The organism is Bombiscardovia apis (assembly GCF_033095945.1).
GTDB classification, from domain to species: Bacteria; Actinomycetota; Actinomycetes; order Actinomycetales; family Bifidobacteriaceae; genus Bombiscardovia; species Bombiscardovia apis.
In genome coordinates this window covers 674,979-688,324 of the sequence record NZ_AP026800.1, presented here as the reverse complement: position 1 = coordinate 688,324, position 13,346 = coordinate 674,979, and the positions used below count along the sequence as shown (strand labels likewise).

Annotated in this window: 10 protein-coding genes, 1 other RNA gene and 1 pseudogene; 4 read left to right on the top strand and 8 right to left on the bottom strand. The window is 53.6% G+C overall.

Annotated features, from left to right (window positions below; translation table 11 throughout):
- Nucleotides 1-215 precede the first annotated feature (215 nt).
- Complete coding sequence (locus R8377_RS02590) at nucleotides 216-632, bottom strand: hypothetical protein (RefSeq protein WP_317643408.1); 417 nt, start codon at nucleotides 630-632, stop codon at nucleotides 216-218.
- A complete protein-coding gene (locus R8377_RS02585) occupies nucleotides 629-1,231 on the bottom strand; it encodes a hypothetical protein (protein ID WP_317643407.1) in 603 nt (200 codons plus the stop codon). Before R8377_RS02585 ends, R8377_RS02590 begins: the two co-directional genes overlap by 4 nt.
- A 514-nt stretch (nucleotides 1,232-1,745) precedes the next feature.
- On the opposite strand from R8377_RS02585, the gene R8377_RS02580 reads away from it, so the two are divergent.
- A complete protein-coding gene (locus tag R8377_RS02580; RefSeq protein ID WP_317643406.1) occupies nucleotides 1,746-2,195 on the top strand; it encodes a hypothetical protein in 450 nt (149 codons plus the stop codon).
- A gap of 174 nt (nucleotides 2,196-2,369) precedes the next feature.
- Here R8377_RS02580 and ssrA read toward each other — a convergent pair.
- Nucleotides 2,370-2,768, bottom strand: a transfer-messenger RNA (tmRNA) gene (gene ssrA / locus R8377_RS02575).
- Nucleotides 2,769-2,955: 187 nt separating this feature from the next.
- On the opposite strand from ssrA, the gene R8377_RS02570 reads away from it, so the two are divergent.
- From R8377_RS02570 to dtd, 3 genes and pseudogenes are all read left to right on the top strand, one after another.
- A complete protein-coding gene (locus R8377_RS02570) occupies nucleotides 2,956-4,638 on the top strand; it encodes an MrcB family domain-containing protein (RefSeq protein ID WP_317643405.1) in 1,683 nt (560 codons plus the stop codon).
- A 25-nt stretch (nucleotides 4,639-4,663) separates the two neighbouring features.
- Nucleotides 4,664-5,206: pseudogene (locus tag R8377_RS02565) on the top strand (GrpB family protein).
- A gap of 282 nt (nucleotides 5,207-5,488) precedes the next feature.
- Nucleotides 5,489-5,974 (top strand): D-aminoacyl-tRNA deacylase, encoded by a 486-nt coding sequence (dtd, locus tag R8377_RS02560; RefSeq protein WP_317643403.1) that lies wholly within the window; start codon nucleotides 5,489-5,491, stop codon nucleotides 5,972-5,974.
- 201 nt (nucleotides 5,975-6,175) lie between these two features.
- Here the strand turns inward: dtd and R8377_RS02555 are convergent, their stop codons facing one another.
- The 5 genes from R8377_RS02555 to murD form a co-directional block, all read right to left on the bottom strand.
- The gene (locus tag R8377_RS02555) at nucleotides 6,176-7,507 is read right to left on the bottom strand and encodes a cell division protein FtsQ/DivIB (protein ID WP_317643402.1); all 1,332 of its coding nucleotides are present in this window, start codon (nucleotides 7,505-7,507) and stop codon (nucleotides 6,176-6,178) included.
- Nucleotides 7,504-9,129: a UDP-N-acetylmuramate--L-alanine ligase gene (murC, locus tag R8377_RS02550; RefSeq protein WP_317643401.1), complete on the bottom strand. Its 1,626-nt coding sequence runs from the start codon at nucleotides 9,127-9,129 to the stop codon at nucleotides 7,504-7,506. The genes R8377_RS02555 and murC overlap by 4 nt, the downstream gene beginning before the upstream one ends.
- 112 nt (nucleotides 9,130-9,241) lie before the next feature.
- Entirely contained in the window at nucleotides 9,242-10,432 is a 1,191-nt protein-coding gene (murG, locus tag R8377_RS02545) for an undecaprenyldiphospho-muramoylpentapeptide beta-N-acetylglucosaminyltransferase (protein ID WP_317643400.1), read from the bottom strand.
- A 73-nt stretch (nucleotides 10,433-10,505) separates the two neighbouring features.
- Entirely contained in the window at nucleotides 10,506-11,834 is a 1,329-nt protein-coding gene (locus R8377_RS02540) for a peptidoglycan glycosyltransferase FtsW (RefSeq protein WP_317643399.1), read from the bottom strand.
- Nucleotides 11,827-13,257 carry a UDP-N-acetylmuramoyl-L-alanine--D-glutamate ligase gene (gene murD / locus R8377_RS02535; protein WP_317643398.1) on the bottom strand — a complete coding sequence of 477 codons (1,431 nt, stop codon included), beginning with the start codon at nucleotides 13,255-13,257 and terminating at the stop codon, nucleotides 11,827-11,829. Before murD ends, R8377_RS02540 begins: the two co-directional genes overlap by 8 nt.
- Nucleotides 13,258-13,346 lie beyond the last annotated feature (89 nt).

Sequence of the window (13,346 nt, the reverse complement as noted above, 5' to 3'; positions counted from 1 at the left end):
CGGCCCAACCAACCGAGGCTTCGCTGGTTCAAGCACCGCAAACGGAACAGATTAAAAGACATAATTGGCCAGCTGCTGTCCATAGATTAGAAACTAATGAGATAGCTCCCGAACTCTTTTCGTAAAGAGCCAAACGTAGTTACTCATTTCAAGAAATATATCTTCCCAAATCAGTATGCCTTTTTACAATGCTTATAGGAAAATGTACCAATGCTTTACGATTCCATGGTATACAAAACAGCCAGACTTGCACCAATCAATGTGCAAAATGTTGTGAAGATTGGATCCCAGAACACTAAGACAAGCACTACAAAGAGAACGGCATTAATAATAAAATAGGTAGCCAATACGGTAATGGAATTTTGACTATAAGACCTATTCTTAAATAGGTAATAGCAAAATCCAATCATGCCGATAATCAAAAGAATACCGAGTATAAGAACTGCCCAATAACCTTTTTGCTGAGCAATCGTAACTGCCCGCATAAGTCCTTGAGCTTTCGTTACGCTCGGTAGTGCAACCAGCCATCGCTTGTATATAATTAGGACTGCAATAAATATTATGGTAACAACTGAAACACAAACTTCTGACCAGAAAAATTTGTCGTGCTCAACGGACTTTCTATCGTTCATTTGATAATGATACCAAAAACAAAAACTATAATGCCCCAGACAAAGGTGAGCTTTGCGATATCAACGCTTTGGTCTCCAGTATCCTCTCCCCCATCATTCAAGAGCCAGCTATAGATAACACGCAATGCATCAATCGTTAGTATGACCAATATAGATGAAACCATGACAAGGCAGAACAAACAAATCCCCGTAACACTTTTCGCATACAGGAAATTGATAGAGCCAAACACACCTGCGGACATACAAAACACAAAATAAAATATCTTTTTCTTGTTATGTGATTTTGACATGGCCGACAGCGGGTATAAGCAAACACAAAAGAAGGCGCCGATTGCAAAAGGTCTAATTTGACCAAGTGCAGCACTCTCTGTCTTGATTTTCTCTATATCTATTGCTGCTATTTGTGGAATAACATACGCATGAATCACACACAGAAGTACCACTACTGTAAAACTAGTCAAGCCGACAAACATTAAGATCGAACGTATATGTTGATTAGCGGAGGGCTTAGCTAAAATTAGCTTTTCTATCGCCCACTGCACTAATGCAGTATATTTAGAGATTAGCCAATTTTTTATTGCAGCAATAATATTTTTCATTGCATCAATAGCACTTTTCATTAAAACGATAATACGGTATCCAAGGCATCCGAACAAACACAACCATTATTGTTAATCTGACCTTGCTTCTAGCACATTCAACTCAGAACAAAGTCTCGCAGTGGGGAGGGGGGGGGTATGTCTGACTACGCAGCACGATATGTTTTCGACGAGCCTATATCGATTCCGGTAACTTGCATCACCCCAGCGAAGAGCACGCCATCGTCATCAACTACCAGGCAGCATCTTCCGCCGGCGCGGCAACTATGTTCAAGAGAAGTCACATTCCAAGTTTAAAAACCAGGCTGCGGCCGCACAGATGCCAAAGCTGAGCGACAGGTCCGTAAAGAGAACGCCGTACGCCTCATAAACCACATCGAGTACGCAACCGCCGAACAAACTTTCTAGGCGACCTTATCTGATAGCCTCGAATGGGCATAACGGCCCAAGTCGTAGAAGACTATAAACAATGGCTGGCCTCCAATGTGCCAGCATTGCTATAGAAGGGAAGAGCATGAAGGCTCGCAGTGTTGTAGCAGCAGCAACGTCGGTACTGATTTTAACAATGGGATTATCTGCCTGCGGTGGATCCTCTAACAGCTCAGCTGACAACAAACAGCCAGCAGCAGAAAAGCAAGTAGACAAGCCGGCCGACTTAAGCGGCACTTGGAAACAAACCAACGGCGAAAAAGACCACTACCAGGAAGCCACCATCACCGGCAATACCATCGAGATTAACTGGATTAGCCCAGGCACCAAAAGCCTCTACTGGACCGGCAGCTACACAGCACCTACGAAGTCCGGCGACTTCTCATGGACCAGCCAGGGAGACAAAGACAAGATGCGCGAAAGCCTCCTTGCTTCCAGCGACGACACCAAAGAGTTCAAGTACAGCAACGGAGAAATAACCTATTCCGCGAGCGCGCTAGGCACCACCACAACCATTCATCTGAAAAAGCAGTAATTGCCCACAATCTATTTAGGGCCACTTCTTAGGGTGTGGCCCTTTTTATATACGAAACTAGCTGTTTCGAACTTTGATTGTGGAACGCATTGGCATAGTACATACTAAGAATGGCTTAGAAACGGCATTATTACAATAAAAAAGCGCCACCCGGGTTGGGGTGGCGCTTTTGATTGGTGGAGCTGCGGGGAATTGAACCCCGGTCCGGTGACCGTACTCCCAGTCTTCTACGTGCGTAGTCTGCTGGCCGTATGGCTATTTTTCTGCCCCCGCCTATGTCGCAGACAACGGGCGGCTGGCATATTCACAGTTAAAGTCCCTAAGTTGCCCTGTGACGCAACAACTCAAGCAAGCCTTCTAAATGACGCTCAGCTTCTCCCCGAAGACGAAGGAGAGTGAACGGAGCCGTAGCTCGCTGGTTAATCCTAGCTTAAAGCTTAGGCAGCGAGAGCGAACTCAGTGCGATTAGATTTAGCACTTAATTTTTTGCGAGAGGACGTTAACGAGCGGACCCCCGCGTTCTCGGCACGCTTCCCTGCGACGAACAGATCACCGTCGAAACCGATCAGCCCCAATCTTCAATTATCAAACTCAGCGTTCCCGCCGAACACCTCACTATACCCTACATCTAGGACGCCGCAAATATTCCAGCTTGAGTTTTTTCTTAAAGAAATAGCGAATATACTGTTGCTATACATACAAGAGCATAAATGGTGAGTAGTAACACAACGCCGCACATGCCATGCAGTAGGGAGATACTATGACGTTTCAACATGCGCTGCAAGAAGTGCTAGCCCGATACGACGACGCCGACAGTGAGCACGAAACTATAAAAGACCAAATTCGGCATGAATATGCAGATGAATTATTAGCGATCCTCCCTAAGCAGGGCCAGTACGCCGTAAAAGGTTCTGCGGGAATGGGCAGCACAGCGCTCATACCCTGGATAGCTGCCTTCGACAAGCGCATCTCAGACGCAGCAAGCAAAGGTTTTTACCTTGTATACCTCTTCAAGGCTGATAGGACAGGAGTGTACCTCTCTTTCTTACTATCTTGGACCGAGTTCTCAAATCTATACAAGGGCGAAATAGCTTTAGAGAATATACGACGTATAGCGGATCGAACTTGGAGCTCTGTCTCCTCATCTCTTCCTAACAAAAATGATTTACGTACCTCGATCGACTTAGGTCGGGTTGGCTCTAGAAATACAACTCTTGCCCGCGGCTACGAGCAGGGCCATGTGTGCGGTTACTACTATGATCGCAACAACATACCCAGCGACGAACAGTTGAGCAAAGATCTTAAGTCCATGCTCTCAATTTACGGAAAAGTTATCCAAACCTATGCCGAAAAAATAGACGACAACGCGAGCACCATTTTAGAAGCTTATGAACAGTCCATTCCCATCTTGTGCAACTCAGAAATAAGCATAAAAGAAGCTGCTCAGGAAGTTCACACTGAGCATTCATCTGGCGCATCAAAACGTCGGACGACGAATAACCAGAAAAGAATTAGCACCCTGATTCAAGAAGCATTCGAAGTTACTGCTGTACCTTCCGAACAATTTTCTGCGTTCAAAACCTATCTTATTGAGAAAGAACACCTCAGCGAGGATACAGCAAAGACGTATGCGAACGAGTTTAAGAAGCAAAACACATTTTACTCACTGTACTCGCGGCTAGTCTTTACCGATCCCGGTACGAATAAACAAGTAAAGCTAGCTAATACAGACATTAAAGATATATGCACAACCCCTATCTATGAACTTTCTGATGTTACGAGCGTTTGTAGACTACTATTGTTCATTCAAGAATCTGGTTATAGGTACGTCCGCAAGGGAACGGGAAATAACGCCGAAAGTGATGCAACAAGATTTACTACGGCACTCAAATATTACGAAAAGTTCTTAATAAGCAACATACCAGTTCCAGAAACCGTGCTTTGCCCTGGCTTAGACCACACCAACCGAGACGATAAGCCAGTCTCAACAACTCCTAAAAAGAAATCAAAAATTGATTTTGTTCAGAAAAACATTCGCAATATTCAACTCGGAAAATTTGGAGAGTCATTGGAAATTGCTTTCCAAAAGCGCCAGTTACTCGATCGGGGCCAACATGAGTTGGCAGATAAAGTCAGACCAATTTCAGAAGAGAACGACAACGCGGGTTATGATATTCTCAGCTTCGACCCTGAAACCGGCGAAGAACTGCATATAGAGGTTAAGACAACGTCTGGTGGTCTAGACCGGCCATTCTACGTCTCCTCTCATGAGGTAATACAATCACATGACGATCATGCTTTCATGCTAGTACGATATTACGATTGTTACAGCGAAAAGCCCAAGCGCTTTGAGAATCGAGGCGACCTCCACGGAAGTGCAGAGCTGATTCCGTCTTCTTATATTATCTATCCAGACCCAATCAAAGAAAGCAACAACCGGTAGCTTGAACCAGCGGGGGGGGGGGACCATGCGCACACAGCACATTACTGTTTTGGGGCACGATGAGGGGTGGCATGGGTGCTTTGAGGGGATTCGGGAGCGGATTGTGGCTGGGATGGAAGAGGCTGGGATGGGCGGTGCTCTGGTTGGGGTGGAGCACGTGGGGTCTACTGCGGTCTGTGGGCTTTGAGCTAAGCCGATTTTGGACATCGACCTGGTGTATCGCGAGCGCTCGGATTTGGCGGGGATAGTGCGCGCTCTGGCCAAGTTGGGTTATAAAGACGAGGGCGATTTGGGGATTGAGGGGCGCGAGGCCTTTGCCTACGACGAACTGCCGGGGCTCATGGCCCACCACCTTTACGCTTGCCCACAAGATTCGGCCGAGCTCAAGCGCCACCTGACTTTTCGCGACTACTTGCGCGAGCACCCACAGGCCGTGGAAGAGTATTCTCAGGCCAAGCGCGAGGCGGCACAACGCTTTCCCGACGACATTGACAACTATATTGCGTACAAGTCGCCGGCGATTGAAAAGCTGTATCGCTCGTGCGGATTACTGAGCGAAGGCAAATAACACCATTGGCTCTAGCGACCGCTTTCTAACACAGAAATGCAGCATGCAGCTATCCCCCGCCACACCAGCAAGCTGTCACAAATGCTAAGCCGGCAACATTCCGCGTTCATACCGTCACACGCTCACACCGTCACACCGTCACACCGTCACACCGTCACACCGTCACACCAGCATACGAGCATACCTTCACACGCGCACACCTTCACACGTTCGTACGCACCTCCGAGCATCTGCCCGTCTGCCAGTAACTCGGCTCGCAGCTCCTTCACTTAAACTAGAGGTATGAAGATTATGGTGCAGCGAGTTAGTGCCGCTACGGTTGATGTGGTGGATGAGCGCAGCGGCGAGGTGGATGCGAGCTTTGCCAAGCAGAGCATTGGGGCTGGGCTCGTGCTGCTGGTTGGGGTTGCTGACTCTGATGGCGCTCAAGAAGTGGCTTATGCGGCCCGCAAAATCGCTGGTATGCGCATTTTTGAAGATGAGAGCGGCAAGATGAATCGCTCAGTCGTAGATACCGGCGGGGATATTCTCTCGATTTCTCAGTTCACCCTTTTTGCGGATTGCAAGCACGGCAACCGCCCTTCTTTCGTGAGTGCAGGCAAACCGGAGCACGCTCGGGCCGTGTGGGAGGAGCTCAACCAAGCGCTCGCAGACCAAGGCATCACGGTAAAAACGGGGCGTTTTGGCGCACACATGCGCGTCTCCCTCACCAACGATGGGCCGGTCACGATCCCGCTCGATACCGACCAACTCATGCCCAAGAATTAGTTGACTTAGTCCGCAATCTCACAAGTGCGTTACCGCTGCCCTAATCAGCGAAACCGCTTATCCCAAGCTACAAGCAAGGCACTCTGTATCACTGAGCAGCGTAAGGCAACGCTGAACAAAACTTAGCAGCACCCAGCAGAACATAAGCAAAACCTAATCCACACCCAGCAGAGCCCGACTGAACTACTCCCCCGCTCGCGATTACTTAATAATAGGCCGCATAGGCGCAGAAACATCGACCTGATGCTTGTCGCCAATCTTCGCCGGATCGTTGACAATCTTGTCGACCACAGCCATCTTCAACTTCAGGTCCGAAGCATCGCCCCAGACCACTACCCGCTGGCCGCCGTCAAGCTCAGTCGTGACCGAGTCTTGGGTCTGAGCCGTGACCTTAGAAACCCTTTGACGCATGGAATCTGGCAGCCCAGCGAGAATCTTCAAAGCCTGCCGAACCGCGTGGTCTCCAACGCCCTTATCGAGCGAAGGAACCTCAATCAGCGGGATGCCCTGAGGCGGCTGGGCCACCTCGTTCAAGACACCACCGTTCCTGTCGACCGCAGTAATCTTGCCGTCCGCCGACTTGAGTACCGCAGCCGGCTCCTGAGCTTTGAAAGTCACTTTCACGCCGTGTGGGAACTGCTTATCGACCTTGGCGCTAGTCACACCGGGCAGGCCACTTATCGAGTTTTCGATATTCGACGAGGAAACCAGCAGAAGGGAACGCCCCTCTTCTTTCTTGACTATGTCAAGTATTTCCTGGTCAGACACCCACTCATTGCCGCCCGAAACGCGAATCTCGTCCCTGTGCAGGAGCAGGGCCGGAGAGAAACACAGGGCCCAAATAACGGCAATCACCGCAGCAATAGCCGCCACAATTATGGACCATCGCACTATCAGCGCGCGCATATTGGCCCGCTGGCGCTCCTTGAGTCTAGCCTTGAAATCAACCACTTTAGGCTTAACAAATACGCCCAAACCTTGCTTGGACTGGGCGGAAGACTGCTGGAGGAGCGCATCGTCGGAAGGCAAGCTGCGGGCATCCACAAACGCTCCCGAGGCGGTGCGTGTGCTGCTAGCGAGCGCAGTACCGGAGGTTTCTTTGCGCGCAACCGCAGGCCCCTGACCGGTACTCCCGGCTACAGAACGCGGCTTATTCTTGCCAGCTTTCGAGCGCCGAGAGAGGGAAGCCGCAGTCTTTTTGCGACCTCGAACATTGCGTCGAGCCCATCCGCGCTGGCCCGCCGCAGGAGCAGCGTTCGAGCCAGATTCACGCACCGCCCGCCCGCTGGTCTCAGCCTGAGCCGACTCCTGAACTACTGGCGTCGACTGCTGCCCTTTTGACCTTGCCGCAAGCCTGCGCTGCTTGGGAATCGCAGTCGATCCAGTGCCAGCGCCCGAAGCGGTGCCCATTGCGGTGCGGCTTGCAGTTCGGCGGCCTTGAGCGGACCGGCGGGCAGGCTGCTGTGGCTCCTGCTCCCGGCTACCGCTCCCCCCTTTCGAGGAGCCTCCTGAACTTGCTATCCGCCGACTCATGCCAAGCTACCCTCACTAGCCTGCTCGCCCTGAGCCTTGAGCTCGTCTACAATCACTGCTCCCATGCGGGTTATATCGCCTGCGCCAACTGTCAGCACCACATCGCCCGGCTGGGCACGCTTCGCCAGGGCCAGTGCGCCCTCTCGCATGTCATCTATGGCTTCAATACGCTCCACACTGCCGCTTTGCTCACCCAAATCATGGTAAGCGTCGACAATAGTGTGCGCTCCAACGCTCGGGAAGTTAGCTTGCAGTTCGCGGGCCGGATACACGCCAGTCACCACCACATCGTCAGCAGTGGCTAGGGCTTGCGCGAAGGCACGCGCGAAAATCTGGGTGCGGGAGAACATGTGCGGCTGGAAGAGTACGCGCAGCTGAGCCTGCGGATAGCGCCTACGAGCGGCAGCTAGTAGGGCCGCAATTTCGGTGGGATGGTGGGCGTAATCGTCGACTACACTCACCCCGTTTATGTGCCCCTTAAGATCGAAACGGCGGGCGGCACCCAAGAATGAACCAGCAGCCTCAACAGCCGCGCTCGGCCGCATCCCTAAACAAATAGCAGCACTGATGGCAGCAGTTGCGTTGCGAGCATTGTGGATGCCAGGAATAGCAAGGCTGACTGCAAGACTGCCCTGTTCTGTCTCAACACCAAGCTGGTTGACCAAGTCAGCAGGCAGTTCTAGTTGGAAATGCTCCTGCCCCGAGCCGCTGCTTTCGCTCTCCGACTCGATGCGCACAACCTGGGCCCAAATATCCCAACCGGCTTCCTCAATTTGCGCTTCCGAAGCAGTGGTGTAGACCACGACTTTGCCAGCATAATCCTTACGCAAGTCTTGCAATAGCAGTCGGGCACCAGCGTCATCTCCGCACACAATCACCGCTTCGCGCGCGTGCCGAGCATGCCCGGCAAAAGCAGCCCGGAAAGCCTCAGAACTGCCGTAATGGTCTAAGTGATCCGCTTCAACGTTGGTAATAAGAGCCAGCTTAGGATGATATTTTTCAAAAGAGCCGTCGGACTCGTCGGCCTCGGCCACCAGCACCTGACCCGAGCCTAAGTGCCCGCCATCTTGCGTACCTTCTGCCGTCTGAATGGAGCCGCCAATCGCATACGACGGATCAGCTAAATCGCCCTGGCCAGCTGAACGCAAAATATGGGCCAAGAGCGCGCTGGTCGTAGTTTTACCATGGGCTCCGGCTACGGTCACACCTTGCCGGGAAGCCAGCAGGAGCGCCAAAATATCAGAGCGGTGGGCTAAGAGTGAGCCTTGCGCTTGAGCAGCCACAATTTCGGGATTGTCGGGCTTAATAGCAGAGGACCACACGACGGTCTGCGCGCCCTCAACATTGGCAGCAGCCTGGCCTATGGCAATCTTGATTCCCAGCGATTCCAACTCCGCCGTCTTGGCCGATGCCTGCCGGTCTGAGCCAGTGACTTCCAGCCCTGCTTCGCTCAACATTTGCGCCAATACGCTCATGCCCGCACCGCCGATGCCCACAAAATGCGTGCGCCCCAAGGCAGATAGGGGCTTATCCCAAACGGCAAACGTGTCGCGAGTGGGGTTGAGCGGCGACTCCTGCTGATTTCGCGCGGGGGTCGAAGTGGAATCTTGCAGCTGAGACAAAGGGCATCTCCTAATCGTCATGACTCACTCTATTATGCACGCCCCAAGGGCCACGACACAGCCCTTAAGCCGCTTCCACCACGAACGCTTACAAGCTGGCGGTCAAACCTGCTCAAGAAGCGCGCTGATCTGCCAAATACAGCACCCGTTCAGCCATGACTTGTGCGGCATCACGAATGCCGTACTGCCATGCCGCCTGGCCCATAGCTTCTAGCCGAGCTGAGTCTTCAAGCAGGGCCGGAAGCTGCTGGCTGACCCACTGGGTGGTCAAATCTTCATCGGCCACCAGCAGGCCTCCCCCAGCCGAAACTACCGGCTCAGCATTGAAGCGCTGCTCGCCGTTGCCAATGGGCAGGGGCACATAAACGGCCGGCAAGCCCAAGGCCGCGAGCTCCGATACCGTGCCAGCTCCGGAGCGGCAGATAATCAAATCGGCGCAGGCAAAAGCCAAATCAATACGCTCTAAATAGGCGCTAATATGATAGTCGCCCTCGCCAGCATGAGCCGGATCCACATCGTTGATAGTAGCAGGGCCAAGCTCTTGAGCCACCTGCGCGCGCACCGCTTCATCTTTGCCCCGGCCAGTCAAATGCAATACCTGAGCGTGAGCCAGCAGAGCTGCTGCCGCGCCTGATACAGCTCGATTGAGGCTGAGCGCGCCCAAAGAACCGCCGGTCACAAGAACTACCGGCTGCTGTGGATCTAATCCGAGCTGGGCCGCCGCCTGCTGCCGGGCTTGGGGCCGCGACTGCTCGAATTGCTGGCACAAGTCAGCAATCGCAGGCCTTAAGGGCAGACCTACTCGCTCAATCTGGGCCCCTGAGGCAAGCTTGAGCCCCGTGTTCTCGTAAACAGTTCCCACATAGTCAGCCCAGCGAGCGCCGAGCTTGTTGGCCATGCCAGCTTTAGCGTTCTGCTCGTGCACGGCTAAGGGCAGGCCCAAACGGTGGGCCGCAAGGTAAGCCGGTGCCGCCGCATACCCGCCAAAGCCGACTACCACATCGGCCTGCCGCTCCTTAACTATCGCCTGAGCGCGCTTCATCTGTTGGCGCCAGCGACCCGGAAAGCGCAGAGCGTCCATATTGGGCTTGCGGGGGAAGGGCAGTTTTTCAATAGTGTCGAGTTCAAAACCAGCTTGGGGCACGAGCTGGGCTTCCAAACCAACTGCGGTGCCCATCACTGAAACTTGGGCCGAGGGGCGCTGGGCTTGAATGGCTGCTGCCACCGCGAGCAGAGGGTTCACATGACCAGCAGTACCGCCCCCAGCAAGGACTACATGCACCTGGTCAGCTCTCGAATTCATAGCGCTCCTTTAGTCGTACCCGCTTTAGAGCATAGTCTGAGAACCAGCCATTGTGCAGGCAGCGCAATTCGCCTTAATTTCCGGCTATGGCTGCTTGAACGTCGGGATGGGTGCGCATCATCTGTACCGCTACACCCGCTGCGGTCAAACACAAGACCAGAGCGGTGCCGCCAGCCGAGACGAAGGGCAGGGGCAGGCCGATAACGGGCAGGAGGCCGAGAACCACGCTAATGTTGATTAACGCCTGGCCCACAATCCAAGAGGCCAAGCTCACCAGTGTGATGCGGGCGTAGTGGTCTGGGGTGGTTAAAGCGATACGAAGCATGCACCAGCCCAGTATGATGAAAGCTAAGACTACAATAGCGGCTCCCACGAAGCCCATTTCTTCGCCGATGACTGCGAAAATAAAGTCGTTGTGGGCCTCGGGCAGGTAGTTCCACTTTTCGCGCGAATTGCCAAGCCCCACACCAGTTAAGCCGCCCGAAGCCATGGCATACAAGCCGTGGACGGACTGATAGCATACGCCCTGCAAGTCGTCTCCCGAGCACTCGCCATACGCGGCCAGAATGCGCTGCATACGGTTTCCTGACCCCAGCACGAAGAAGCCAACGATGCCAGCGATGCCTACGGTTGCAGCCGAGAAGAACCATTTGAGCGGGAAGCCACTGATGAAGAAGGCCACCAAGCCGATAATGACCACAATCAAATCGGTGCCCAAATCTTTGCCCAACATAATGAGACCAAAGGCCGCAATGAAGCCAGCAGCGGGCTTAATATAGGCCTTCATGCCTTCGCCCTTGTCTATGGCATCGCTGGCATCTAGCAAGACGCCCGGCAGCCACACGCACAAGGCCAGTTTAAGAATTTCCGCGGGCTGGAGGGAGAAGCCACCGATGAAAATCCAGCCCGAATTACCGCCTGCCGAGCGGCCCAGTGGGGTGAAGGTGAGCACCTGCATGAAGAGGCCAAACCAGAGGAAAGCTACGCTCCAACGGCGGTATACGTGCGAGGGTATGTGCATGGCTATACCTGCCACGATGAAGCCAACGATGCAATACATGCACTGACGAATGGCCTGGCTCCAGGGCGAATTACCCTGGGCAACCATGTCTACTGCAGAGCTGGAAAACACCATCATAAGACCAAAGACAGTGAGGGCTACGACGGTGGTGATGAAGCCGTAGTAACACCATAGAGGGTTGAGCAAAGCGCGAATGCCTTGGTATGAAGTTTGCGAACCAGCAGCCTTCTGTGCTGGCGAATCGAGCTGGGCCTGCGCCTGGGAGCTTGCGACCGCCTGCTCTTTCTCCTTCTCCCCGTTCACCACCGAAGAGGAAGCACTGGAAGATTTGGATGAGGAGGAACGCGTCTTACGCCCGGTTTTGGGCTTAGTGTTATTCATGATCGCTCACCCACTGCTGGGCCTCTTGAGTAAAGAGGGCACCGCGCTCAGCATACGATGTAAATTGATCCATAGAAGCGCAAGCTGGAGCCAACAGTACCACCTGGCCGGGCTGGGCATAGGAGCTAGCAGCTTCGACCGCTCGCCGCATGAGGCTGTCTTGTGGCTGGGCACTAATGCGGGTCACCGGCACTTGCGGGGCCTGAGTAGCTAGTGCCTCCAAGATGGGCTCTGCGTCGACACCAATAACCACTGCCGCAGCCAGCTGCGAGGCCTGGGAACGTACTAAATCATCGAAGCGAGCGCCCTTTGCAAGCCCGCCTGCAATCCACACGACACTACCCGGCGCATAGCTGGAGAGCGATGCCTGAGCCGCGTGAGCATTGGTGGCCTTTGAGTCGTCTACGAAACGGATAGCTTGGCTATCCTGACCTAATTGTGCAACAGTCTCAATACGGTGGTCGCCGGGTCTAAAATGTTTCATCGCTTGGCAGGCGGCTTGGCGGCTAGCACCCGCTCCCAAGGCCAGAGCGAAGGCGCACAGGGCATCGGCCAGCAAGTGCGGATAGACCTGACCGTTAGGCTCGCTCAATCCGCTCAAATCGCTCAAGGGCAGGATGCGCTCAGCTTGCCCAACTTCGCCAGAGGCCATCCCGCTCATATCAACAATCCAACCGTCACTAATACCAATCAGCCCTTCTCGGGGATGCCCCAAGGTGAAACCGACCTTGCGGCAGCCCTCAACTGGCTGGGCTTGCTGGGCAATGGCGGCAACACGATCGTCGTCTGCGTTGTATACCAAAGCCTTGCGCACACCCTGATAAATCTTGGCCTTGTCAGCCACATAAGCCTCAAAGCCCCCGTGCCAATCCAAATGGTCGGCAGCCAAGTTGGTAATCGCCGCACATTCCAAGGCGAGCGAGTAGGTAAAGTGCAACTGGAAGGAGCTCAGCTCCACACACAGGGCATCGTGGGAGGGGTCGAGCGCAGCCTGCGACACTGCCTTACCAATATTGCCCACTGCAGGAGCATCAAAACCGGCAGCAGTCATCATTGCCGCGGTCATCTGCGTAGTCGAAGTCTTACCGTTGGTGCCAGTAATACCTATCCAAGAGGCAGGCTGCCCCGAACGCTTGGAATCGACGCGCAGCTGCCAAGCAATCTCCACCTCACTCACCACCGGTATACCGCGCTTGAGAGCCTCAACTATAAAGGGCGAGCTGGGAGGGAAAACCGGGGATGCCATCACTAAGTCAACCTGGTCGAAGTCAATGAGGTCAAAGGAGTGCAGGTCTGCCTGCGGCGCGCGCTCGTCTACACACACCACTGACCGGACCCGACCGCGCAAAGCCTGGGCCACGCTTTGACCAGAAATGCCTAAGCCTGCAACCAGCACCCGCTGATTACTGATGTCTAAGTCCATTACCACTCCTTGCCACCAAACGCCTACGACCACTGCCTACTGTGAAGATTGCCCCACTCCCCCCGCAGCGAAGACCGCCCTATGTGCCC

Bases quoted from the DNA above. Each gene is read 5' to 3' on its own strand.
- R8377_RS02590 (WP_317643408.1), bottom strand. From the start codon at position 632: ATGAACGATAGAAAGTCCGTTGAGCACGACAAATTTTTCTGGTCAGAA.
- R8377_RS02585 (WP_317643407.1), bottom strand. From the start codon at position 1,231: ATGAAAAATATTATTGCTGCAATAAAAAATTGGCTAATCTCTAAATAT.
- R8377_RS02580 (WP_317643406.1), top strand. From the start codon at position 1,746: ATGAAGGCTCGCAGTGTTGTAGCAGCAGCAACGTCGGTACTGATTTTA.
- R8377_RS02570 (WP_317643405.1), top strand. From the start codon at position 2,956: ATGACGTTTCAACATGCGCTGCAAGAAGTGCTAGCCCGATACGACGAC.
- dtd (WP_317643403.1), top strand. From the start codon at position 5,489: ATGAAGATTATGGTGCAGCGAGTTAGTGCCGCTACGGTTGATGTGGTG.
- R8377_RS02555 (WP_317643402.1), bottom strand. From the start codon at position 7,507: ATGAGTCGGCGGATAGCAAGTTCAGGAGGCTCCTCGAAAGGGGGGAGC.
- murG (WP_317643400.1), bottom strand. From the start codon at position 10,432: ATGAATTCGAGAGCTGACCAGGTGCATGTAGTCCTTGCTGGGGGCGGT.
- R8377_RS02540 (WP_317643399.1), bottom strand. From the start codon at position 11,834: ATGAATAACACTAAGCCCAAAACCGGGCGTAAGACGCGTTCCTCCTCA.
- murD (WP_317643398.1), bottom strand. From the start codon at position 13,257: ATGGACTTAGACATCAGTAATCAGCGGGTGCTGGTTGCAGGCTTAGGC.